Annotated in this window: 23 protein-coding genes and 1 pseudogene; 15 read left to right on the forward strand and 9 right to left on the reverse strand. The window is 43.7% G+C overall.

From position 1 onward, the window contains the following. Positions 1-24 precede the first annotated feature (24 nt). Complete coding sequence (locus tag F0145_RS01170; RefSeq protein WP_150086230.1) at positions 25-261, reverse strand: heavy-metal-associated domain-containing protein; 237 nt, start codon at positions 259-261, stop codon at positions 25-27. A 282-nt stretch (positions 262-543) separates the two neighbouring features. Next, a complete protein-coding gene (locus F0145_RS01175; RefSeq protein ID WP_150086231.1) occupies positions 544-2,790 on the reverse strand; it encodes a heavy metal translocating P-type ATPase in 2,247 nt (748 codons plus the stop codon). A gap of 140 nt (positions 2,791-2,930) precedes the next feature. On the opposite strand from F0145_RS01175, the gene F0145_RS01180 reads away from it, so the two are divergent. Beyond that, positions 2,931-3,740, forward strand: a complete 810-nt coding sequence (locus F0145_RS01180; protein WP_150086232.1) for a cyanophycinase — start codon at positions 2,931-2,933, stop codon at positions 3,738-3,740. Positions 3,741-3,959: 219 nt separating this feature from the next. Here F0145_RS01180 and def read toward each other — a convergent pair whose 3' ends face one another. Both def and ruvX read right to left on the reverse strand, forming a co-directional pair. Then, entirely contained in the window at positions 3,960-4,526 is a 567-nt protein-coding gene (gene def / locus F0145_RS01185) for a peptide deformylase (RefSeq protein ID WP_150086233.1), read from the reverse strand. Further along, positions 4,523-4,939 (reverse strand): Holliday junction resolvase RuvX, encoded by a 417-nt coding sequence (ruvX, locus tag F0145_RS01190; RefSeq protein ID WP_150086234.1) that lies wholly within the window; start codon positions 4,937-4,939, stop codon positions 4,523-4,525. Before ruvX ends, def begins: the two co-directional genes overlap by 4 nt. A gap of 745 nt (positions 4,940-5,684) precedes the next feature. On the opposite strand from ruvX, the gene F0145_RS01195 reads away from it, so the two are divergent. After that, entirely contained in the window at positions 5,685-7,340 is a 1,656-nt protein-coding gene (locus F0145_RS01195; protein WP_150086235.1) for a S41 family peptidase, read from the forward strand. A gap of 197 nt (positions 7,341-7,537) precedes the next feature. Next, a complete protein-coding gene (locus tag F0145_RS01200; protein WP_150086236.1) occupies positions 7,538-8,275 on the forward strand; it encodes a hypothetical protein in 738 nt (245 codons plus the stop codon). A gap of 184 nt (positions 8,276-8,459) precedes the next feature. On the opposite strand, the gene F0145_RS01205 is transcribed toward F0145_RS01200, so the two are convergent. After that, positions 8,460-8,696, reverse strand: a complete 237-nt coding sequence (locus tag F0145_RS01205) for a hypothetical protein (protein ID WP_150086237.1) — start codon at positions 8,694-8,696, stop codon at positions 8,460-8,462. Between the two features lie 517 nt (positions 8,697-9,213). Here F0145_RS01205 and F0145_RS01210 point away from each other — a divergent pair. From F0145_RS01210 to F0145_RS01235, 6 genes are all read left to right on the forward strand, one after another. Further along, complete coding sequence (locus tag F0145_RS01210) at positions 9,214-10,371, forward strand: homogentisate 1,2-dioxygenase (RefSeq protein ID WP_150086238.1); 1,158 nt, start codon at positions 9,214-9,216, stop codon at positions 10,369-10,371. Between the two features lie 116 nt (positions 10,372-10,487). Next, positions 10,488-11,021 carry a hypothetical protein gene (locus F0145_RS01215; protein ID WP_150086239.1) on the forward strand — a complete coding sequence of 178 codons (534 nt, stop codon included), beginning with the start codon at positions 10,488-10,490 and terminating at the stop codon, positions 11,019-11,021. A 72-nt stretch (positions 11,022-11,093) separates the two neighbouring features. Then, positions 11,094-11,390, forward strand: a complete 297-nt coding sequence (locus F0145_RS01220; protein WP_150086240.1) for a hypothetical protein — start codon at positions 11,094-11,096, stop codon at positions 11,388-11,390. Then, entirely contained in the window at positions 11,368-11,751 is a 384-nt protein-coding gene (locus F0145_RS01225) for a co-chaperone GroES (RefSeq protein ID WP_150086241.1), read from the forward strand. The genes F0145_RS01220 and F0145_RS01225 overlap by 23 nt, the downstream gene beginning before the upstream one ends. Positions 11,752-12,901: 1,150 nt before the next feature. Next, entirely contained in the window at positions 12,902-13,402 is a 501-nt protein-coding gene (locus tag F0145_RS01230) for a hypothetical protein (protein WP_150086242.1), read from the forward strand. A 142-nt stretch (positions 13,403-13,544) separates the two neighbouring features. Continuing rightward, positions 13,545-16,424 (forward strand): T9SS type A sorting domain-containing protein, encoded by a 2,880-nt coding sequence (locus tag F0145_RS01235; protein WP_150086243.1) that lies wholly within the window; start codon positions 13,545-13,547, stop codon positions 16,422-16,424. A 79-nt stretch (positions 16,425-16,503) separates the two neighbouring features. On the opposite strand, the gene hemB is transcribed toward F0145_RS01235, so the two are convergent. Together hemB and rocD are read right to left on the reverse strand one after the other, a co-directional pair. Then, entirely contained in the window at positions 16,504-17,475 is a 972-nt protein-coding gene (hemB, locus tag F0145_RS01240) for a porphobilinogen synthase (RefSeq protein WP_150086814.1), read from the reverse strand. Between the two features lie 74 nt (positions 17,476-17,549). Continuing rightward, positions 17,550-18,788 (reverse strand): ornithine--oxo-acid transaminase, encoded by a 1,239-nt coding sequence (gene rocD / locus F0145_RS01245; protein ID WP_150086244.1) that lies wholly within the window; start codon positions 18,786-18,788, stop codon positions 17,550-17,552. Positions 18,789-18,923: 135 nt separating this feature from the next. Between rocD and F0145_RS01250 the strand changes: the two genes are divergently transcribed. Beyond that, positions 18,924-19,148, forward strand: coding sequence for a DUF5522 domain-containing protein (locus tag F0145_RS01250; RefSeq protein WP_190277460.1), 225 nt, complete (start codon positions 18,924-18,926; stop codon positions 19,146-19,148). A gap of 80 nt (positions 19,149-19,228) precedes the next feature. Further along, complete coding sequence (gene rpmB / locus F0145_RS01255; RefSeq protein ID WP_150086246.1) at positions 19,229-19,468, forward strand: 50S ribosomal protein L28; 240 nt, start codon at positions 19,229-19,231, stop codon at positions 19,466-19,468. A gap of 354 nt (positions 19,469-19,822) precedes the next feature. Here the strand turns inward: rpmB and F0145_RS01260 are convergent, their stop codons facing one another. Continuing rightward, positions 19,823-20,587, reverse strand: coding sequence for a glycosyltransferase family 2 protein (locus F0145_RS01260; protein ID WP_150086247.1), 765 nt, complete (start codon positions 20,585-20,587; stop codon positions 19,823-19,825). 311 nt (positions 20,588-20,898) lie between these two features. Here F0145_RS01260 and rpmG point away from each other — a divergent pair, with 311 nt between their 5' ends. The 4 genes from rpmG to F0145_RS01280 all read left to right on the forward strand — a co-directional run bounded on the left by rpmG (position 20,899) and on the right by F0145_RS01280 (position 22,802). Beyond that, a complete protein-coding gene (gene rpmG, locus F0145_RS01265) occupies positions 20,899-21,081 on the forward strand; it encodes a 50S ribosomal protein L33 (RefSeq protein ID WP_146904124.1) in 183 nt (60 codons plus the stop codon). Positions 21,082-21,083: 2 nt separating this feature from the next. Then, on the forward strand, positions 21,084-21,239 hold the full coding sequence (locus tag F0145_RS01270) for a DUF4295 domain-containing protein (RefSeq protein ID WP_146904121.1): 156 nt from the start codon (positions 21,084-21,086) through the stop codon (positions 21,237-21,239). Positions 21,240-21,351: 112 nt separating this feature from the next. After that, a complete protein-coding gene (gene ftsY / locus F0145_RS01275; RefSeq protein ID WP_150086248.1) occupies positions 21,352-22,308 on the forward strand; it encodes a signal recognition particle-docking protein FtsY in 957 nt (318 codons plus the stop codon). Positions 22,309-22,331: 23 nt separating this feature from the next. Beyond that, the gene (locus tag F0145_RS01280) at positions 22,332-22,802 is read left to right on the forward strand and encodes a carboxypeptidase regulatory-like domain-containing protein (RefSeq protein WP_150086249.1); all 471 of its coding nucleotides are present in this window, start codon (positions 22,332-22,334) and stop codon (positions 22,800-22,802) included. Between the two features lie 70 nt (positions 22,803-22,872). Here the strand turns inward: F0145_RS01280 and F0145_RS26955 are convergent. Beyond that, positions 22,873-23,978 (reverse strand): annotated as a pseudogene (locus F0145_RS26955) (ISAs1 family transposase). Positions 23,979-24,178: the final 200 nt, after the last annotated feature.

Consider the following 24,178-nt stretch of genomic DNA (forward strand, 5'->3'; position numbering starts at 1 on the left):
GCCTTACCGGTTGTTTTTAGTTTACTAGCCGAACAAGCCGCCCAGCAAACTTTTTTTCTCTTCTATTTTGTAGCCGGCTTTTTTTACGTTCTCAATCACTTTTTCGGCACTTACGGCTTCACCTTTTACCGTTAATATTTTATCCGGATTATTGGTGTCTACGTGCCATTCCTGCACATTTTCTACTGAATCTAAGTAAGGTTTGGCATTGGCAATACAGCCGCCGCAGTTTATATTGGTTTTAAATTTTAGCGTTTTCATCTTTATTTATTATTTAATTATTAATTTATGTAACGATTAGTCTGGATAAAGTTTGAGTTTTTGGTTTGAGTTTGTTGCCCTATTAATCCTACTATAGCTCTTACTATGGCGCGGAAGTTACTTCCGTGACTTATTAGAAATATTGCTTTCCATTCCAGTATTATTATTCTTAATACCTATTAGCAAGTCACGGAAGTAAATCCGCGCCATAGTAAGCCATAGAGAGCCAGAGAAAGGTGTAAATCTATTTCAGGACAAGACAGCAAGCGCATTTTTTTAATTTTACAATTTAGTATTCCGCAAACGCAGGCTGTTCGTTACCACCGAAACCGAACTTAGTGCCATAGCCGCACCAGCTATCATAGGACTGAGCAGAAAGCCAAAGAACGGATACAACAACCCGGCTGCCACCGGAATACCTATAACGTTATAAATAAAGGCCCAGAATAAATTTTGCCGGATGGTGCGTACCGTAGCGTGCGACAACCGGATGGCCGTTAAAATGTGGCGCAAATCTGATTGCATCAAAGTCATGTCCGCCGATTCCATGGCAATATCGGTGCCTTTGCCCATAGCCAAGCCTACATCGGCTTGGGCTAGTGCCGGCGAGTCGTTAATGCCATCGCCGACCATTGCTACTACCTGGCCCTGCGCTTGTAACTGCTGCACATAATGAGCTTTGTCGGTGGGCAACACTTCGGCTGCCACGTGCTTAATATTTACTTGTCTGGCAATAGATTGGGCAGTTTGGATATTATCGCCGGTAAGTAAATGTACCTGCAAGTTTAACGCCTGCAGCGCTTTAACCGCTTCCGCCGAGGTTTCTTTTATTGGGTCAGTTACGGGTATAAAGGCCAATAAATGTTTACTGTTACTGATGTGAATAATGGTTTTGGCCAGTGCGGCTTGTTCGGCGGCTATTTTTTGCTGCGATTCCGGCACTATTACCCCGGCATCCTGCATTAATTGGCGGTTACCTATATAATAGGTTTCGCCGGCAATTACCGCCTGTACCCCTTTACCGGTAATACTCTGGAATTTCTCAACCGCAACCGGTTTAATATTTTCAGCTTCTAATTTCCGGATTATGGCATCGGCTAAGGGGTGCTCCGATTGTTGTTCCATCGCCAGCATAATACCTTTAATATTGGCCTCATCTAAACCTGGTTGCGCCCAGCTAATTTCCTGGGCTTCGGGCTGACCTTTGGTGAGCGTGCCGGTTTTATCCAGTACAATAGCCGTGGCTTTATGGGCGGTTTCTAAGCTTTGCGCATCTTTAATTAATATGCCGTTTTCGGCGCCTTTGCCTACGGCTACCATAATGGCGGTGGGCGTAGCCAAACCCAAAGCGCACGGGCAGGCAATAATTAATACCGTAATTAAGGCTTGTAGTGCGTAAGTCAGGTTGTTTTCTACGCCCGAAAAATACCAGGCCGCAAAACTAATAAGCGCAATTAAAATAACCACCGGCACAAATATACCGGCTATTTTATCTACCAGCTTTTGCACCGGCGGCTTGCTGGCCTGCGCTTGCTGCACCGTTTTAATAATTTGGGCCAATAAAGTTTGGCTGCCGGTTTTCTGCGCCAGCAACTCAAAACTACCTTTCTGGTTTACTGTGCCGGCAAAAACTTTAGCTCCGGGCTTTTTGGCCAGCCCTACGGGTTCGCCGGTAATCATGCTTTCATCTACAAACGATTCTCCGAAGTGCACCACACCATCTACGGGTATTTTTTCGCCGGGCCGGATGCGGATACGATCCTGCGGTTGTACCTGTTCTATAGAAATTTCTTCTTCGGTATCGTCGTCGCGCAGCACCTTTACTGTTTTGGGTTGCAGGCCAATTAATTTTTTCAGTGCTACGGAAGTGTTATTCCGGGCCCGTTCTTCCATTAATTTACCCGCCAGAATAAAGGCAATTATAGCCGCCGCCGATTCAAAATATACCTGCGGCGTTAAACCCCGGCTCAGCATATATTCCGGATAAAGGGTATTAAAAGCACTAAACAAAAACGCCACACCGGTACTCAGGGCCACCAACGTATCCATATTGGCCGATAAATGGCGGGCCTTTTTAAAACCATTAATAAAAAAATCGCGGCCAAACCAGAATATTACCAGGCCTGTAAGCACCAGCATAATTAAGTTAGAACCCGGAAAACCGTGATGAAAAAACATGCCAATTATGACCACGGGCAAGGTTAAAATAAAGGCCGCAACGGTTCTGAATTTTACTTTTTCGTAGTGTTTTTTTTCGGTTTCTTCCAGTTCCGCGGCCGCATTGGCGGTGTCGGGTAGCAGTTCGTAGCCAATCTGGCTTACTATTTTTTGCATCCCTTTTAAGTTAATCTGGTCGGGTTGGTAGGTTACCTCGGCCGACCGGTTGGGGTAGCTTACGTTTACGTCCAACACGCCCGGCTGGGCTTTCAGCATCGATTCCACGCTTACCGCACAGGAGGCACAGGTCATGCCGCCAATGGGAAAAGTGGATTTTACAGTGCTGGCAGTTTCTATATCGGCAGTTTCCATATTATTTTCCTCTCTTTTTACTATTACAAAGATAGTTTCGTACGTACAGGTTCGTGTTACAGCTTCCTGCCAAAATGTTATAAGATTTTGACAGTTGGTTTAAAGGTTATACCCCTAAGAATATTTATTAAGATTAAAGCATGAAGAAACCCAAAGGTACCCTGATAGCCCTGGGCGGCGGCGGCGACGATGTGCTGCTAAAACTGATTCACTCGGAGCACTGCCACGGCAAAGCCGCGATAGAAGTAATTACCACGGCCGCGCCGGAGCCGGAAGAATCGGGGCAGGCTTACGTAGATGCTTTTGAAGAACTGGGGCAGCCCAACGTGCGGTTTATGCACATAGACGAAGAAAATGAAGCGGACCAGCCCGATTACCTGCGCCGGATTAAAAACGCCGATGTTATTTTCTTTACCGGCGGCGACCAGCGGCGGATTCTTAAGTTTCTGAAAGATACCCAGGTGCACAAGCTCATGAAAGAGCGGTATTTAAACGAAGATTTAATAATTGCGGGCACCAGTGCCGGATCGGCGGCCATGTCGGATAGAATGATTTACGAAGGTTACGGCCCTTATTCTTTAGAGAAAGGCCGCACCAAAACCAGCGCGGGCTTATCGTTTATTAAAAAAGTTTACATCGATACCCATTTTACCGAGCGGGGTCGGTTTGGCCGTTTATCAATTGCCGTGTCGCAGCACCCCGAATATATTGGTATTGGCCTGGGCGAAGAAACCGGAGTAATTATACGGGAAGGTAATTTAATCGAGGTTTTTGGAATAGGGGTGGTAACAATTATAGATGGTGCCGAAATAAAATATTCGAATATTCACGAAGTAGCACCTGGTTTGCCTATTGCGGTAGAGCACCTGGTAATGCATTTATTAGTAGAAGGTCACCAATATTCTTTAAAAGATAAAAAAATTGGGTACGAGCCGGCAAAGGCATTTTAGCTGCGGGATATTAGTATTTGGATATTGGTAAAAGGAGCAGCCAGTAAGGGTGTTGCTTAATATTTTACGCCGTTCCTGGTAAAAAATTGTTTTTGCTTCTGATACCCATTTTTGTCATTCAGGAGGAAACTATTTGGCTACCTACTAAATAGTTTCCTCCTGAATGACAAGAGTGAGTTCCTTCACCTATTAAAAAATGAGGCTTTCAGTGTAAAAGATTTACCGTTTCGCACCCAGAAACTTCATGCGGTAATCGGCATCAACGTCGCCTTTGGTTATTTTGGTAAGCCGGCCTTTGAGCAGGCGTTTTTTAAAGCCTGATAAATGGTCGGTAAACAAAATGCCTTCGATGTGGTCGTACTCGTGCTGAATAATGCGGGCTACCATGCCGTCGAAAACTTCTTCGTGCTCCTGCCATTGCTCATCGCGGTAGCGTATGGTAACACGCTCAGGCCGGAAAACATCTTCGCGCACGCCCGGAATGCTTAAACAGCCTTCTTCAAAAGCCCACTCGTCGCCTTCTTCTTTTAATATTTGGGGGTTGATAAAGGCTTTTTTTACCGCCAGTTTTTTCTTTTCCTCGTCTTCTTCAAAAGGAGCCGAATCAATAACAAACAGCCGGATGCTTTTGCCAATCTGGGGCGCGGCTAAACCTACGCCGTGCGCGTTGTACATGGTTTCGTACATATCGTCGATTAGCTTTTGCAGGCTTGGGTAATCCTGCGGAATATCTTTGCCTTTGGCTTTTAAAACCGGGTCGCCGTAAGCAACAATCGGGTATATCATAAGTTATTTTGAGCTAAATAAGATTGCAAAATAATAGTAGCACTTACTTTATCTACGGTGGCTTTGTTCTGGCGGTCTTTCTTTTTTACACCGCCATCTATCATTGCCTGAAATGCCATGCGGGAAGTAAAGCGCTCATCAATAGTAAAAACGGGTATGGCGGGCAGCTCTTTTTTCAGTTTCCGTACAAAACCCACCACCGCGCTGGTTACATCGGTGGGCGTATTTTCTAAGGTACGGGGCATGCCCACCACAATGGTTTCTACGGGTTCCTGTGCCAGATATTGCTTCAGAAAAGAAATTATATCTTTGGCATGCACCGTATCCAGGGGCGTGGCAATTAATTTAAGCGGGTCCGTAACAGCTACCCCAACTCGTTTATTCCCATAATCAATGGCGATAATTCTTCCCAAGGCCGTAAGTTTCCGCAAAGGTAAGCACTATTTTTTAGTTTAGTACTTATCTGTGGCATTTGTAATTATTTGGAGTTAAAGCAAACCCGCTTTAAATTAAAAATATTAAGTAAGTAGAAAGTTATAAGTAATAAGTTTTAAGAATATATGCTATTGAAATTTGTATAGTAAAGTAATTTTATCTCCTTACTTATTAAAAACAAAGCAATAGCGGCGAGGTTTTAGGGTTAAACTTTGCTTTAAAAAACAAGGTAAAAACCGTTAGTTATTCAGAACCGGGTCAATGAAATAAATACAGCGTTACTCAATTAAAAATATTAGGGAGCAAACAGCCCGTTCGGGTTAATTAAAATAAAAAAATTTATGCGGGCTTAGCCAGGTTAATGTTTAATTTAGGGTACAAAACACATTTTGATATAGCTTATTTATAATATTTTACTATTTTTAGAAATAAAGTACGGTTGTTTCATATTGTTTTTGGAGTATTATGTAAATAAAATCAATTTTATAATAATAAATATTGCTGTCTTTAATTATTTATTATTTTATATAATTGTAAAAAAGATTGTATTGTTTGAGTTTGCTATAATCAGGTTTAAGCTTATTTAATAGCATATTATTTAGATTTATATAATAATATTTAAAAATATAATCTTGCTTGTGTAGTAAATAATTACATTTTGTATACATTTGTTCAGTTAGCTTTTAGGAGCTTAGGTATATAAAAAATACAAATTTTGGTTGTATGGGTGAAACTTCTACAAATTCTACTTTTCAGATAAGATTACCTTTTTTTCTGGCTTTGGCTTTGGCCGCTGGTATCCTGATTGGGTCCAGCAGTTTCCGGGGTTCTACGCAGGGGGCGCAGGCTACCGCCAAAGGCTATCTTAAATTCCGCGATATTCTGAGTTACGTAGACCGCGATTACGTGGATTCGGTAAATATTGAAACGTTATCGGATTTTGCTATTTCGAGCATGCTCGAAAAACTAGACCCCCATACCACTTATATTCCGGCCGCCGAAATGGATATGGCCCGTTCTTACCTCGAAGGCGACTACGAAGGCATTGGCGTAGAATTTAATATTTTCCGGGATACCATACACGTAATTGCTCCTTTAAGCGGCGGCCCGGCGGCGGCGGTTGGTTTGCAGGCCGGCGATAAAATAATTAAAGTAGATGGCCAAAATATTGCCGGCGTAGGCATAACTACCCAGGATATTTTTGAAAAACTGCGGGGCCCCAAAGGTACCAAAGTAAACCTGACCGTGCTGCGCAAACACAAAAAAAGTCCGATTAATTTTGTAATAGCCCGCCACCGCATTCCCACGGTTTCGGTAGATGTAAGCTATATGGTAGATGACTTAACCGGCTACATAAAAGTAAATCGCTTTGCCGCCAACACCTACGATGAGTTTAAAGCCGCTTTAGTTAAATTGAAAAAAGAAGGTATGCAGCGCCTGGTGCTCGATTTGCGCGGCAACCCCGGCGGCTACATGGATAAAGCTACCAAAATGGCCGATGAATTTATTAGCGGCAATCAAAAAATAGTGTACACCAACGGCAAAGGCACCAAGTATGATTCAGAAACGTATGCCCGGGTAAAAGGCGAGTTTGAAGAAGGCTTGCTGGTGGTGCTGATAGACGAAGGCAGCGCCTCGGCTTCCGAAATATTGGCCGGCGCCTTGCAAGATAACGACCGGGCTTTAATTGTAGGCCGTCGTTCTTTTGGTAAAGGCCTGGTGCAAATGCCAATTTCGCTGAACGATGGCTCGGAATTGCGTCTGACTATTTCGCGGTACTACACCCCCAGCGGCCGCTCTATTCAGAAACCTTACGCTGCCGGAGCCGAAGATTATGAATTAGATATTTCGAAACGCTACGAGCGCGGCGAATATTTTCACCCCGACAGTATCCGGTTTGTAGATTCCTTAAAATATAAAACGGCTAACGGCCGCGTTGTTTACGGCGGCGGCGGTATTATGCCCGATGTTTTTGTAGCCCGCGATACCGCCCAGTTAACCAATTACCTGAACCAGTTAAACGCGAAAAACCTGGTCCGCGAATTTGCCCTGAATTATTATCGCGACCACGAAAAAGAACTGAAGCAAATGAATTTCCAGCAATTCCGGGCTTCGTTTGCTGTAACCGATAACATGCTGCAGCAACTTATACAGGAAGCTACGGCGCTAAAAATTACCTACAAATCGCAGGAGTTTAACCGTTCCAAAAATTTGCTCAAAAATAATATTAAAGCCTTTATTGCCCGCAACACCTTTGGCCCCGAGGGTTCTTTCCCGATAATGCACGACCAGGACGAAGAATTTCAGCAGGCTCTGAAACAGCTAAAACAAGCCGAAATGCAGCACCGGCAGTTTGCCCTGTTGCAACAGAAAAAATAATCAGGAACGTTTATTAACCTGCTGGTAAAAATATTCTATATTCAACCCGCTTTCTTTAAATAGGAGGTGGGTTGTTGCTTTTTATAACCCTATTTTACACGGATAATAATACGCATAAAGCTCAATTGAATACTTTCGCACATAGTGCAGATAACCGGAATAGAATCTGTTATACAATAGGTGTACAATATTAACTAATGTTAAATAACTTCGAAATTGAGAAAAGGGTAACAGATGCTTTCCTGAAAAGTAGAGGGATAACACAATATTACCTTATTAGGCCGGAGAAAGATCCTCCAGATGTTATTGTTCAAATAGCTAGTAGTCAAGTTGGAATAGAGGTAACATCCCTAATTAGCAGTCATTCTCAAATAAAACTAGAAAAAGCCTTTCGTAAGATTTTCGATCGAGTTGAAGAGCGACTAATTAAATCTGGAATAAGCAATCTAGTGATAAGGATAGAACCAGAAAAGAACGTTCAAATAGTTAGAGATAAGTGCGTTGAGGTTATTGTTAATTTATGTTTGGAAAAATTAGATCGGATTGGGTTAAATAAAAGGACTGAATTAGCGAATAACCCAGTTTCAGGAATAAAGAAAGTAACCGCTTTTAAACAAGTTGAAGAGCGAATAATTATAACTTTTGATTCAAGAAGTATTACTTACGGTCCGCTTCGTGATGAAAAAATCGGATCAGTTATTGAAAATAAAATTGAGAAACTGAATAAATCAAGGCAAAATGCTCCCGAAAAATACAGCAAGATTCATGAATATTGGCTTCTAATTACCATTGAAGGTACATTTTACGCGAATTATTCAGCAGTTCAAAATACCAGCATTTCAATTAATAAAGAAAATTGTTATGATAAAATATTTGTCTACCATGAAAAAGAAAACTGGATTGTAGAATTAATAACGATGTACAACACTCGATAAAAACGCAATTAAACACATCTTACACCAAACGTTGGCAAACATTTGGAGTATGAAAGGGAAGTTACAAAGTCTGAGGTTCTATCACTTCGGGTAAGCCGTAGAAAATGAATGTAATAAAAAGAAACCCTACAGCAGAAATATTGCTAAAAATTTCTGCTGTAGGGTTTCTGCTTTTAGCGTTGTTTTATTTAAACCAGCCTTTTCGTTCAGTAAAATGGTTACATCCAAACATAGCGCCGGTAATCATCTCAAATTGTTGAGGGGTATTATCGGTGCTGGTTTCGTGCACCAAGGGTAATACATATTCGGGGTTCATGGCGTGCTGGCCAGTAAGTTCGTCGCATACGCCAAAATCCTGGGTAGGGACTGGTTTTTCCTGCTCCGGATGCCAGTGGTTACAATGATTGCATGTTGCTTCCATAATATTTTTATTTAAAAAATTCAACATCAGATAGAATAGAATATACTGGTTTTATGGAAGTACAGGTTACGTAAATAACTGGTTTTAACCGTAATTTATAATTAGGCTAAATAAAAATTCCGGTATTAAGTTTGCGTAGCTCAAATTTGCAAATCAGGAAAAAATCTAATACCAATATTAAATATTATTTAGGTACTGCGCTCAATTTATTGTAGTCATGTTGCGCCTGTCGAAATAGCTGAATATACTTTTATTTGGTTGTAATAGATCCTTCGACAAGCTCAGGATGACCCAGTAGTAAACACCTAAGCGCAAGTTTCGTTTTATAAAGGTTTAAGTTTCAATTTCTTTAACGTAACCAGGATGGGAAAATGGATGCTTAGCTAAACAGAAGTGGAATATTTACCCGGAGAAATACTGCTAAAAAATTAGCCCGATATAAGCAGGCCAGTTGCCGTAAGTACCTGAACCTTCGTATAAATAGTAGAACTGCCACATTATGAGTATATTTTAATTTATGGGCTACTACTATAAACTAGGGGAAATTCCGGCTAAACGGCATACGCAGTTCCGGCAACAGGACGGCACGTTATACGCTGAGCAGTTGGTAGGAACTTTGGGTTTTCACGCGGTGTCTTCGCTGTTGTATCACTTGCACCCGCCCACCCGCATTGCCCGCCTGGGTACCCCGGTACCTTACAGCGCCAAATTGCTTAAAGACCGGGCGCTGGCTCCTATGCACCTTAAAACCCTAGCGCAAACTATTACCGGCCCCGATTACCTGGCTGCGCGCCAAACTTTGCTGCTTAACAACGATGTTACTATCAGCATCTGTAACCCTTCAGAAAAAAATATGCGGTATTATTACAAAAATGCCCAGGCCGATGAGGTGGTTTTTGTACACGAAGGCAGCGGTGAACTTCTCTCGCAGATGGGCACGGTACCGTTCCGAGCCGGCGATTATCTCGTCATTCCGCGTACCATTATTCACCAGTTTAGGTTCAATCCCGAAGCCGTACGGTTATTAATTATTGAAGCTTTTAGTCCGGTAGAAACGCCGCGACGCTACCGCAACCAGTACGGCCAATTATTAGAGCACGCGCCGTATTGCGAACGCGATATGCGCCCACCCACCACTTTAATTTCCGAGCCGGAAGCGGGCGAATACCACGTGCAAGTAAAAAAAGAAGGTTTTCTGCACCAGTTTTTCTATAACCACAGTCCGTTTGATGTGGTAGGGTGGGATGGCTATTTTTACCCGTATGCTTTTTCGATTCACGATTTTGAACCCATAACCGGCCGAATTCACCAGCCGCCCCCGGTACACCAAACTTTTGAAGGTAATAATTTTGTTATCTGCTCGTTTGTACCGCGTTTGTTCGACTATCACCCTTTAGCCATTCCGGCACCGTATAACCATTCTAACGTAGATTCCGACGAGGTGCTGTATTACGTAGCGGGTAATTTTATGAGCCGGAAAGGCGTTGATTTAGCTTCGTTTACAGTACATCCGGGTGGAATTCCGCACGGGCCGCACCCTGGCACGGTAGAAGCCAGCATCGGTAAAAAAGAAACCCACGAACTAGCCGTTATGATCGATACTTTCAGACCTTTGTATCTGACCGAAGCCGCTTTGCCGTATATCGACGAAAACTACCCCATGAGTTGGCAGTAACCAATATTCGGGGGCTTAATCAGCCGGAATTAATAATTATTACCAGAAATCAAGCTTAGGATAGTTACAGGTTAATATAATTTTTTTAAGTTTACTTCAGCATTACCTTTACTTTTATGACTAAAATTACCTTTGTTTTATTTACTTCTATTTTGCTGATATTATCGGGCTGCAAGCAGGTAGATAAGCTGTTAACCTTTAACATTAACCGTTCCCAAACCATAACAGTACCCAAAGTAGCTATTATTCCGGGTTTATCTATTCTGGGGCCACCGGTAACAATTTCGGCCGATACCAAAGAAGAATTCAGAAGGCAAAATACCGCAGCCGAACTGGTTAAAGATGTAACTCTGCACAAAATTGTAATGAACCTGGAAAGCCCGGCCAACGAAGACTTTGGTTTTTTAAAAGAAGTGGAGCTTTTTTTAGCGGCCGATAATTTACCGGAAGTAAGTATGGCTCATTTACGCGATATTCCCGCCGATGCCGGCCGTAGCCTGGAGCTTACTTCTAACAACGTAAAATTAGATAAATACCTAAAAGCGCCCAGCATTTCGCTACGCATTCGTGGGGCCGCCGACGAGCCCGTACTAAACGATATTACTGTAAAAGTAGATTTAACCTTTAAGGTAACCGCCGATCCTTTATAAACTTAAAGGATACGGATTAAGAAGTAAACAAAAGCTGCGGTTACAAGCGCAGCTTTTGTTTTTTAAGCTAAGTTGTTTTATAAAGAAAATAATGGCTGTTTTATCCGTTTTGTGGTAGCAGTTTGGTTCAAATATCTGTTTATCACTACCAAACAAGGTATTCGAAGTATCTCTTTGGAGGTGGTAGAGGAAGGATTTAAAGAACAACTTTGCGAAAGTCCTGTTTCTACTACTGCTATAAATAAGTTATCTGCTAAGTTTAAGTGGTTTACTTCGATAAAATTCAGGGCTAACATGCGCTGTGCTAAGTTTATGCGTATATTTGCGCCCTGTTCTAAAAAAATGCATGCGAGTTTTGGAAACAAATAAACTGGAAAGCGTAATTATTGTCGGCGACCGGGTATTAATTAAGCCGAAAACGGCCAAAGAGCAAACCAAAAGCGGCTTATTTTTGCCGCCCGGGGTGCAGGAAAAAGAAAAAGTGCAGGAAGGCTATATTATGAAAGTTGGCCCTGGCTACCCCATTCCGGCCGATTATGGTTTAGATGAGGAGATTTGGAACCAGGAAGATCAGGAGCCGGTACGGTATATTCCGCTACAAGCCAAAGAAGGCGATTTAGCTATTTACCTGCAGCGCGATGCCATTGAAATAATTTACCACGGCGAAAAATATTTTATTGTACCGCAATCGGCTATTCTGATGTTGGTACGCGAAGAAGATTTGGTTTAGTTTTAAGTTTATATCCTGAATATATATTAATCCCATTGCTTTTAACCGCAATGGGATTTTTATTTATAACTAAGAAATGGAGAGCTATTTTCAGCAAATAAATACCAAATAGTAAATATTACCTTGCATAAAACGCACCTTTATTGTTGTCATCCTGGAAGGACCTTTTGGTTAGAAAATCAAGAAGGTAATATACCTTTTAACGCTAGTTGCCTGTAAGAACATCTAAACAATAGATTTTTTCAAAATGACAGAGAGCGTATCTATGGAAGATAGCTTATACTATTTGGTATAATACCAAATAGTAATTACCACATTTCCCATTATCATAGTATAAAAATCTTCTGTTAACATTCTGGAGAATTCAAAGAATTCCAGAAGCATCTATTATTTAGAAAGTAAAAGAGGCAATTCCCGCTCTACTTTTCTTTACCTGTAAGGCTTTTTAGCCAATACATCTTTCCAAGATGACAATTAGGAAGAAATATTATGGTAGTTAGTAACACCAATTCATATTATTTTTATTCCAAAGGAAGGGTGTTTGGGCATTATGTAAAGTAAAGGTTATTTGTAGTCTATTCAGTATGCTTTGTTATGCTGTAGTACTTCTGCGGCCTTTCTAGCTTGTGCAGCACGGCTTTTCTTCTGGAATAGATTAACCCTTCCGCCCTCCGGGCACCTTCCCTAAATTAGGTAAGGAGTTCGGCTTATCTGTATCGTTGCGGATTTGCTTTGTTGAGCGGGCTTGCTAGTTGGTTTTTAATCATGATTTAGGCCTAGAAAAGCAGTAGCTACAACGCAAACTACATCAGTTTGGGCAATGAGGGCCTTCTAAGGTTGTGGTGCGTAGCATTCCGAGGTACGAGGAAAACAAGCTTAGACAGCCCGAGGGACCGAACGGGGCCTCGCGGCCGGGAGCAAACTTAGGCATATTGATTTAGTTAGTAACCGAACATTGAAAGATGGAATCTTTCAAAAGATAGACAGATAAACCAGACTACTTATGGAATAGCGTTAAGAAGCATTTTGGGTGTTAAACCATTTCCTGGCATCTTAACCAATTAAGCGGCGCCGCGTTTAATACTAAGTTAATTTTTGCCGGGTGGTTTTAAGCAAACAATTAGTTTATTTATGGTGTAGCAGTTTGCTGATGCTGGTAACATGCCACGGCAAAACGCCGTCCACTACTACGCAGGCCGCAACAGGCACCATTACTAACCAACAACCCGTGATAACACCCGGAGAATTGCCGCGTAAAGAAATAATGTCCCAGCCCACGCCAAACAATAGGCCAGATCGGATAGCTCCTGGCAGTTGCCGGCTGCAAGGAGAAATAATTGCGGTTTTGCCAACTTTAGAACCAAATAAAAATACGCCCTGCGGGAAAGTACCTTGTCAGGCGGTGGTAAAAGTACAAAGGGTGTTAGGTTACGGTTCGGCGTTTGATAAGCCACTGGCCTCCGGGCAAGAAATAAACGTTTATTTTCATTTTACTTTAAGCCCTAGTGCCCGCTATTTTTCCGAACTTACCAAGCCATTACCCGGCCTGAAAGTTGGCAATATTTTTCAGGCCGATATGAATCGGGCAAGTGATGGCATAACAAACAAAGAAGGTTGGTTCCAGGTTTATAGCTATACCGTTATAAAATAAAATCTAATTAGTAATTTTCTGCCAACTATACGGTGGCAACTAACATCAAATAAATAATATGCTTTAGGTACAATAGCTTGGTTAGAAAGTAGTTTACTCTTTTAAAAACAATATTGCGCATCGCCTATAATTTACGCTGTAGATGAATCAAAATTTAGTTAATAATAAAGTAACGGTAGTTGGGTTATGCCTGCTGCTGGTATTCTGTAGTACATTTTATTTTAGTATCAGTAATTCAGAAGAGCCGGTTCGGAGCAAAAAAGATTTGAAGGCGGCCGTGGCGGCCATGAAAAAAATCCGGAAGCTGGTAAAATCCAGCATTGGCACGCCCGAAGACCCGCAGGCCCGCTACGAGTTTGAATTTAAACGGCTGCGCGACCCTAAAACTGGCAAAATTCCCGAAAATATTCGCCAGAAAGAATTAGCATTTTCGGCTAGTATTCCAACGGCCGAACTAAATAACCTGAATAAATTTGGCCGCAACGCCCGGGGCATGGTGCAGAACTGGGATAGCCGGGGCCCTTATAATGTGGGTGGCCGCACGCGGGCACTGGCCCTGGATGTAACCGACGAAAATATTATTCTGGCGGGTGGCGTATCGGGTGGTATGTGGCGCTCTACTAACAACGGCAATTCCTGGGTTAAAACCACCGATCCGGCAATTATTCAAAGTGTGACCACCGTAGACCAGGATCGCCGCCCCAACAAAACCAATATTTGGTATTATGGTACCGGCGAACTGGAAGGGAATTCGGCTTCGGCTACGGCAGCGCCTTACCGGGGCAATGGCATTTATAAATCTACGAACAACGGGCAATCCTGGACGGTGCTGCCCGCAACTGTTACCAACGATGTAAGTACCTTTAATAACGTGTTTCAGTGGGTGTGGCGGGTAAAAACCAATCCGGCCAACACCAACCAGGATGAAGTACTGGCGGCTACCATCGGGGGCATTCAGCGGTCGGTGAACGGCGGCAATACCTGGAGTAATGTGCTGGGTACCGGCAATGCTGCCCAATCTAATAACCAAACCCGGTATACCGATATCGACATAGCGCCCAATGGTGTGATGTACGCCACGTTAAGCCAGGCGACTAATACCGGTACCGGCAGCGCCACCCGCCGGGGCATTTACCGCTCTACCGATGGGGTTAATTGGGCCGATATAACGCCGAGTGGGTGGCCAACTGTTTACCGCCGGGTTGTGTTAGATATTTCGCCGAGTAACCCCAATGTAGTTTATTTTCTGGCCGATACGCCCGGCTCCGGATTATTTGATGCCAATCTTTGGAAGTATACCTACGTATCTGGCAATGGAAGCGGCGCGGGTGGCGTATGGGAAAACCGGTCCAACAATATTCCGGCTTTTGGCGGGCTGGTGGGGAACTACGATCACCAAAGCAGTTATAACATGGTAATTGAGGTAAGGCCCGACAATCCGAATATTGTTTTTATTGGGGGCACCAATTTATACCGGTCTACGGATGGTTTTGCTTCCCGCAATAATATTAAATGGATAGGCGGTTACACCCTTCAGAATACGGCTGCCAAGTACCCCGAACATCACCCGGATCAGCATGCCCTGGCCTTTTACCCCTCTAACCCGGCCCGGATGGTATCGGCGCACGATGGCGGCTTAAGCCGCACCCAAAACAGCCTGGCCACCGATACTGTACGCTGGGAAAGCCTGAACCGGGGCTACTTAACCACGCAGTTTACCTCGGTAGCCATGGATTTAGATACCCGCGAAGAATTTGTGATGGGCGGCATGCAGGATAATGGTACTTACGCGGCCGACGAAGACGGCCCCACCAGTGAGTGGTATTCGTTGTTAACCGGCGATGGCGCTTTTGGCGCGGCGGTGGCTAATTCTTTAATTGTTTCGGCGCAGAACGGCTTTATTTACCGCTATGCTTTTTCCAGTACCGGCCAGTTTCAGGGGTATGCCCGCATCGATCCGCTGGGCGGCACCGGGTATATTTTTGTAAACCCCTACGTGATAGACCCTAATAACCAGTATGTAATGTATTTGCCCGCCGGCGATTCTTTGTGGCGGAACAGCAACATAGAAGCCATTCCGGTAGGTACCGGCGATAAGTTTGGCGAGCAGCAAACCACTAACTGGAAAATAATATCCAACACCAACACCGACGAAAATATTAGCGCCATTGCCGTGAGCAAAACACCGGCAAATATTGTGTATTTCGGCACGGACCAAGGTAAAATGTACAAATTAACCAACGCTTCGGCCAGCGATAATCCGCCCCGCACCGAAATAACCGGCACTAATTTTCCGGCCGATGGTTATATAAATTGTATTGCCGTAGACCCTACCAACGCCGACCATATTATCGTAGTTTTCTCTAACTACAATGTAATGAGCTTGTTTGAAACAACCAATGGTGGTACTTCCTGGACAGCTGTAGGTGGCAATTTAGAACAGAATTCCGATGGTACCGGTAACGGCCCTTCGGTGCGCTGGGCCTCCATTTTACCGTCTACCCGCGGCGATACTAAGTTTTTTGTAGGTACCAGTACTGGTTTGTATGCTAGTCCGGCTTTAAATGGCAATAATACTATTTGGGTGAAGGAAGGTGGCGCCACCATTGGCAATGTGCCCGTAGAAATGGTAATTAGCCGGAGTATTGATGACATGGTGTTGGTGGGCACCCACGGCAACGGTGTGTACAGCTTACGGTACACGGCAACTATAAGCGTGCCCGATCCTGGCGAAGGCGGAAGCTTTACCGTAGCGCAAAATTATCCTAATCCTTTCCGGCCCGGACAGAATACCACTATTGCGTATAATTTAATTCAGCCGGGGCAGGTATCAGTAAAAATATATGATTTGGCGGGCAAGGTAGTGGCTAACCTGGTAGATGCCAGCCAGCCGGCCGGCGAATACCGCATTACCTGGAACGGTTTAGGCCAGCGGGGTGGCTATTTAGCCAACGGCATTTATATTTACAGCGTTCAGGTAGGTAAAGAACAAAAATCGAAACAACTGTTGTTGTTACGTTAAGTTTTAACAGCAATAATATTTAAGACAGAAGAGGCAGCTTTAACGGCCGCCTCTTCTGTCTTAAATTTATATAAATAAATTATCTTTTTAATAATTGCGCATATTCTTTAGCAAAGTAGGTTAGTATTATATCGGCACCGGCGCGTTTAAAACTCATTAATATTTCCTGCATCGCCCGTTCGCCATCGATCCATCCATTTTGGGCGGCCGCTTTTATCATGGCGTACTCGCCGCTAATATTATACACGGCAATAGGTAAATGCGAATTATCGCGTAAGGATTTTACAATATCTAAATAAGGCAAGCCCGGTTTAACCATTAAATAATCAGCGCCTTCCATTGTGTCCAGTTCAGCTTCCAATAAAGCTTCGCGGCTGTTGGCCGGGTTCATCTGGTAGGTTTTTTTATCTCCAAACTTAGGCGCAGAATCTAAAGCATCGCGGAAAGGACCATAGAAAGCACTCGCATATTTTGCGGTGTACGACATAATAGCCACATTCTGAAAGCCGTTAGAATCTAAATAATTCCGCAGAAAGCCTACGCGGCCGTCCATCATATCCGAAGGACCAATAATATCGGCACCGGCGCGGGCCTGGGCCAAAGCCATTTTGGCTAATATTTCTAAAGTGGCATCGTTTAATATTTCGCCGTTATCTACAATGCCATCGTGGCCGTCGGAGCTGTAAGGGTCCATGGCTACATCGGTCATGAGCACCACATCCGGAAAGTTGCGTTTTACTTCGGCAATAAATTTTACAAACAGGTTATCAGGGTTAAAGCTCTCGGTGGCGAAGCGGTCTTTTTTGGCATCTTGTATTACCGGGAAAGGCGCGAAAGCTTTCAAGCCTAAATCTACGCAGGCGGCAATTTCGTCGAGCATCCGGTCGGTGCTGTAACGGTAAATGCCCGGCATCGAGCTTATTTCAACGGCCTGGTTCTGGCCTTCTATTACAAATATCGGGAATATTAAATCGTTTACGGTTACACTGTTTTCCTGTACTAAATTTCGGATTACTTCGGATTTGCGGTTACGGCGGGGCCGTCTTAACATACTACTCATAGTTGGTATAAGGTTCGTTTTAAGTTAAAAGCCGTTAGGCTCTTTTTTTAACAAATAGATTAGCTTTAAAATTCAGCAATGGTTTGGGCAATAATATCACAGCACGCGTGCAGTTGTTCTTCGGTAATAACCAGCGGGGGCGCAAACCGGATAATATCGCCGTGCGTTGGTTTAGCCAGCAGTCCGTTTTCTTTTAAAGCAACGCACACGTCCCAGGCGGTACGGCCATCAGGCGTAGGATTAATTACTATGGCATTCAACAGGCCCTTGCCCCGCACCAGGGTAATTAATTGCGGGTATGTGGTCCGGAGGGTTTCCATGCGGTGCCGGAAAACTTCGCCCAGCATACGGGCATTTTCGGAGAGGTGCTCTTCCCGGATAACTTCCAGCGCGGCTACTGCTACGGCGCAGGCCAGCGGGTTGCCGCCAAAAGTAGAGCCGTGTTCGCCGGGTTTGATGCACAGCATTATTTCGTCGGCGGCCAACACGGCCGAAACCGGCAACACGCCGCCCGACAAGGCTTTACCCAAAATTAAAATATCGGGGTGCACGCCTTCGTAACAAGAGGCCAGTAATTGCCCGGTCCGGCCTAAGCCGGTTTGTATTTCGTCGGCCAGCAGCAGCACGTGGTGTTTTTGGCAAAGGGCTTTGGCAGCCGCCAGATAGCCGGCATCCGGCACTACCACGCCCGCTTCGCCCTGAATGGGTTCTACCAGAAAGCCACAAACGTGCGGATTTTGCAGCGCTTCTTCTAAGGCTTCTAAGTTATTATAAGGTATAACTTTGTAGCCAGGCATGTACGGGCCAAAACCACGGGTAGAATCCGGATCGGTAGAAAACGAAATAATGCCCGTGGTGCGCCCGTGAAAGTTTTGCTCTACCACAATAATTTCGGCTTCGTGGCGCGGAATACCTTTCTGTTCGTATCCCCATTTGCGAGCCAGTTTAATGGCAGTTTCTACGGCTTCGGCACCGGAGTTCATCAGCAAAACCTTGTCGTAGCCAAAATAATCGCAGATATATTTTTCGCATTCGCCGAGTTTGTTGTTGTAAAAAGCCCGCGAAGTAAGCGTTAATCGCCCGGCCTGTTCTACCAGGGTATTAATTATTTTAGGATGGCAATGGCCCTGGTTTACAGCGCTGTAAGCCGATAAAAAATCGTAATATTGTTTGCCTTCTACGTCCCAGAGAAAAACACCTTCGCCGCGCGCCAGTACTACCGGCAGCGGATGGTAGTTGTGGGCACCGTATTTATCTTCGAGGGCAATGGCATCCTGGCTGGAGGTACTGGTGGTGTGCTGCATAAGCTTCGGAGTTAAAGGTTTAACACGGCCCTGATTATGGCTCTTAATATTAACGGCGCATTGGGGCAAAAGTAGGTAAAGAAGAAGATATAAAAAATGAGTGGCATCCGGGCAAGGTTGGTGTTACCCGAAAATATGGCTTACTTTTGCCTCCAAATAACCCTGATAGAAAACCTAAGCTGCCCCAGATTGAGTAAGTCTAAACAACCGCCTTTAGCGCCCGAAGATTATTATTTTAACGAACAGGGCCTGCTGGTTTTTACAGAAAATTATCTTCGGAAACGCGGTTATTGCTGTAAAAACGGCTGTAAACACTGCCCGTATGGGTTTACAAAACCGCAACCATCCGGGGCAGATTAGAAAAATATTTAACCTGCTATTGGGTTTTACCGGATAAATTCCGATATTTGCGTCCCTTTAGATAAACTGACAATATTACAATGGCACGAGTTTGTGATTTAACCGGAAAAAGACCACAGGTAGGTAACAATGTTTCGCACGCGAACAATAAAACAAAACGCAAGTTTTATCCTAACCTGCAAAAAAAGAGATTTTATGTTCCTGAAGAAGATGCCTGGATTACTTTAAAAGTATCTACTTCTGCAATCAGAACTATCAATAAAAACGGTATTTCTGCTGTTTTGAAAAAAGCAGTAGCAGACGGTTACATCGTATATTAATACGAAAAGGCAGTGCCGGTAATAATCGGTCTGATGCTGCGCACCTGCCTGTTTCTGTAGCCTGTGTCCGGTAAGTCGGGCAAGCCTGCCGTTTTTTGATAAAATATTATCCGGCAACGGAGAAAACAAGCTGTTTTATTAGCTGTTTTCTCCGTTGCTTTTTTGTTTTAGGCAAGTGGCGTTGGGTTAAATAAAATTTGCTTGCAGGGTATTTAAACTGATCTTGTAACCGGGAAGTAATATAAAGTAGGCGGTTCGATTGGTAAATATTACTCAATGTTTGGCTTGTGACTTTTAGTAGTTAGTGTTCATTTCGGCCTTCCAGAAGAAAGAAATGAAAAAACAAATGCCCGGTTAGTGGCCGGGCATTTGTTTTAGTATTGTTGAAAAGCTGGGTTTGTGTTGTAAGCTTCTTTTCTTGTGGTTTTCTTCTGATTCTACTTCTTTGGTGGCAAAGAAGGTTATTTGTTTAAAAATGTTTTTGAGGCCGGCATACAGCACAATGTCCTTAAACATCTCAAATTCTTTTTTATAGCCTTCTACTATTCCTATTTTTTTAGATTTATAGGTATTCGTAGCCGACCAGGGCATCCAGCGAACAGCCCGTTTATGCTTTTGCATGTATAAATTAATAGCTAGCTCCAGTTGATAACCGTTTACCTGCTGATTCAGGATTTTAGCCAGATCTTTCTTCTTTACAATGCGCTCGCCGGACAATAGAATATCGCCCCGATCGAACTTAACAAACCAGGGCGCGTTAATGCGCCGCAGTATAAGCATATCCAGGTTGTGGCAGGCAATGGCCTGAATAGCATTTTCTACTTCTTCTTTATTAATAGATTGCAAATCGGCATCCATTAATAAAATATGCTCGTTTTGTGCTTTTTGTACGCCGTGCCGGATAGCGGCGGCTTTGCCTTTATTTTCGGGTAACCTGTATAATTCTACGGTTGGCCAGTTATCCTGAATCAGTTCGGCTGTGTTATCGGAAGAACCATCGTCGATACAAATAACCTGGGTAATGCTCTTAATCTGCGTTACAACTTCCAGCACCTCAAAAACCCGGTATCCTTCGTTGTAAAACGGAATTATACATGATACCTGTGTATTTATTATCATAGTTTGTTACCAGTAGACAAAGGGGTAATTCATAATTAAGCGGCAAGCGCTGCCAGAAAATAACCTACAAAACTAGTTATATTCCTAAGCAATGCAAAGGCTTATTATATTACCGAAAAACTGTCAGAAAGTTTTTGCACTAAGGTAATATTAGCCAATATAGTGCCAAATGTTTTTTTAGGGCCAGAATGCTATTGCCGGAGGTAGTATTTATGCCAATATTAGCTATGAAAGTTTTTAAACCAAGATGGTTGCTATTACCAATTTAATCAATTATATTTGCAGTCCCAAAATAAAAATATCTAGTTGAGATGGCTAAAAAAGGAAACCGCGTACAGGTAATAATGGAGTGTACGGAGCAGAAAAATTCCGGTGTACCGGGTACATCCAGATACATCACTACCAAAAACCGGAAAAATACTCCGGAGCGTTTGGAGATGAAGAAATATAATTCAAATCTGAAAAAAGTAACTGTACATAAAGAAATTAAATAACCATGGCTAAGAAAGTAGTTGCGACCCTGAAAACCGCCACCGGTAAAGATTGGGCAAAAGTAATTAAAGCAGTGAAGTCCGAAAAAACCGGTGCTTACACCTTTAGAGAAGAAATGGTGCCTGTAGATAAAGTACAGGAGTTTTTGGCTGCCAAATAATAGCATCCGGTATCTTATAAAAATATCAGGAAGTCCCGCTTTTACCGGGACTTTTTTGGTTTATAGATTTTTTTAACGATTTTACATTTTATTCGCGCACAGCAGAGCATTTATGGGAATTTTTGATTTCTTCAATAAAGAGAAAAAGGAGTCGCTGGACAAAGGACTGGAAAAAACCAAAACCAGTTTTTTCGACCAGTTAAGCAAAGCCGTTATTGGTAAATCCAAAGTAGATGAGGAAGTGCTCGATGACCTGGAAGAAATGCTGGTGCACGCTGATGTGGGAGCCGAAACAACCATCCGGATTATCCGGCGCATAGAAGACCGCGTAGCCCGCGATAAATACGTGAGCACCAACGAACTGGACCGGATATTGCGCGAAGAAATAGCTGCTTTACTCGAAGAAAATAATTCCGGCAAAAATACCGAAGAGTTTGTTCTGCCTGCCAATATTAAGCCATACGTAATTATGGTAGTAGGGGTAAACGGCGTAGGTAAAACCACCACCATTGGCAAACTGGCCGCGCAGTTTCATAAAGCCGGCAAAAAAGTAGTATTGGGTGCTGCCGATACCTTCCGGGCTGCCGCCGTAGACCAATTGATTATTTGGGGCGATAGGGTAGGCGTCCCGGTAATTTCGCACGGCATGAACACCGATCCCGCTTCGGTGGCTTTTGACGCCGTAAAAAAAGGCGTAGAAATGGAGGCTGACGTAGTAATAATTGATACAGCCGGTCGCTTGCACAACAAAGTAGGCCTCATGAACGAACTCTCGAAAATAAAGCGGGTAATGCAAAAGTTTATTGATGCCGCACCGCACGAAGTTTTGTTGGTATTGGATGGCAGCACCGGCCAAAATGCGGTACAGCAAGCCCGCGAATTTACCAAAGCTACCGATGTTACCGCCCTGGCCATTACCAAACTAGATGGTACTGCCAAAGGTGGCGTGGTGATTGGTATTTCTGATGAATTTAAAATTCCTGTAAAATATATTGGTGTTGGCGAAAAAATTGATGATTTACAGGTGTTTAATAAGCACGAATTCGTAGATTCACTTTTTACCAAATAAAAATAACTTTAGTAAGCAGTAGCATGAATATGTTAGCCCAATTATTTATAAGCCTGCTACTACTGGCTTTTGCCGCCACCAACCAACAAACCCCTGCTGGTAACCAAGGTATATTGGGTACCATAACCGTGCGCGAAGGTAATTTTATGCCGGGTCCAGACCGCAAAGATAAAATGCAGCCGGTAGCCGCTCCGGCCGGTAAAGTTGCTCCCCGCGAAATTTACGTTTACGAACTAACCAACTTAAAACAGGTAAAGGCCAGCGGTCCGTTTTACAGCGAATTTAAAACCAACCTGGTAGCCAAAGTAACTTCTGGCCTCGATGGCTTATTTCGGGTAGAGTTAAAACCCGGCAAATATTCGGTTTTCTCGAAAGAACCCAATGGCTTTTTTGCCAACCGCCTGGATGGTGATGGCAATATTTACCCCGTAGAAGTAACCGAAAGCCGCCTCACCCTGATTGATTTTATTATTGATTACAATGCCAGTTATTAAAACTAGCTGATTAGGCATAATTGCTACTTGCTTTCCGCTAATTTTTTGTCCCCCTTCGGAGGCAGGGCTGTTAAGTTCTAATTAGCTTAGCCATGATTTTAATTTTATTAGCAAAAGCTATAATAGCCTCTTTGATAGAATTATACCCACTTTTACGCGCAAGGTTAATCGCCATATTCTTTAATAAAGACAGGTTCTCCGGTGCTTGACCCTTTCGAATCCCGTTGCGGTCTTCCTTTAGGGTTACATCTTTCTCCCAATGCAGGCGGTTTTCAATGCCCCAGTGCCCCCGGATAGCTGCTGCTAACATGGCAGCATTAGCTTTTTGATAACTGCAAATGTAATAGCTGACCCGTTCAAAGGCTTGTCCCTGCCGCTTTCCTTTGCGCACCAGGCGGATAAACCACTCCAAACCCGGCCACTCCGCTTTAGCTGCTTGACTAGCCTTGAACAGCTCCAACACCCGCTCTAACTGCCGCCCGCGGCTTTGTTCGCTTGTCTGACAATATTGGACGGCTACACTGCTAGCAGCAGTCTGCCTGATGGCTGCTAAAAGCTTTGGCTGATTAGCTTTCACCTTTATCAGATAATGCTGCCGCTGCTTGATAATGAGGGAGACTGTTTTTTTTGGCAGTGCAAAGCATCCAACGTCAGCAGCAGACCCCGTTCTTGAAGCCGTCCCAGCAACTCCCAGACACTACTTATTTCACTTTGCTTGCCATTCTCAAACCGTGCTACTGCTTCTACCATCCCGGTCTGTTGGCAGAAAGCACTCACCAGCACAACAAAATTCTGCTGCGCCTTGTCATACTCGCTTACTGTGGACTTGAGGCTCTTGCCATCTATACTCAACCACCGCCCGGTCAATCCTGCGCCCATTGCCGCTACCCAACACCGGAAGGCGGCTGATAAGGCTGTAAAATCCACGTGCATGAGCACCTGTCGGATGGTCACATAACTGGGTAGTTGTTGCCGCTGTAGTTTCAGGAAAGTAACTAAATCCTGTTGGTTGTACCGGATAAAGCGGCCTATCTCCCGGTAGCCACAATACCCGCTCATAATCCCCATTACCACCATACATAAAGTCTCGGCCAAAGGATAACGACGGCCTTGTGCCCGCCGAAAATCAGGTACTGTCCGTAAATAATCCAGTAAACTCGCTCTCCCTCTTGCCATTCTTCGCCTCCTTGTGCTTTTTATTTTAGTCTACGATTTTTAGAACTTAACAGCCCTGCCCCTTCGGAGGGGGTAGGGGGAGGAAAATATTCATCTGATTTTTATTAAAAAATTATATTCTGAAAAATCCTCCCCCTGCCCCCTCCGAAAGGGGACGTTCAATAACTTTACAAAAATCTGATGTATGTTCACTAGGCTAG

This window comes from Adhaeribacter rhizoryzae (assembly GCF_008629685.1).
Taxonomy (GTDB): domain Bacteria; phylum Bacteroidota; class Bacteroidia; order Cytophagales; family Hymenobacteraceae; genus Adhaeribacter; species Adhaeribacter rhizoryzae.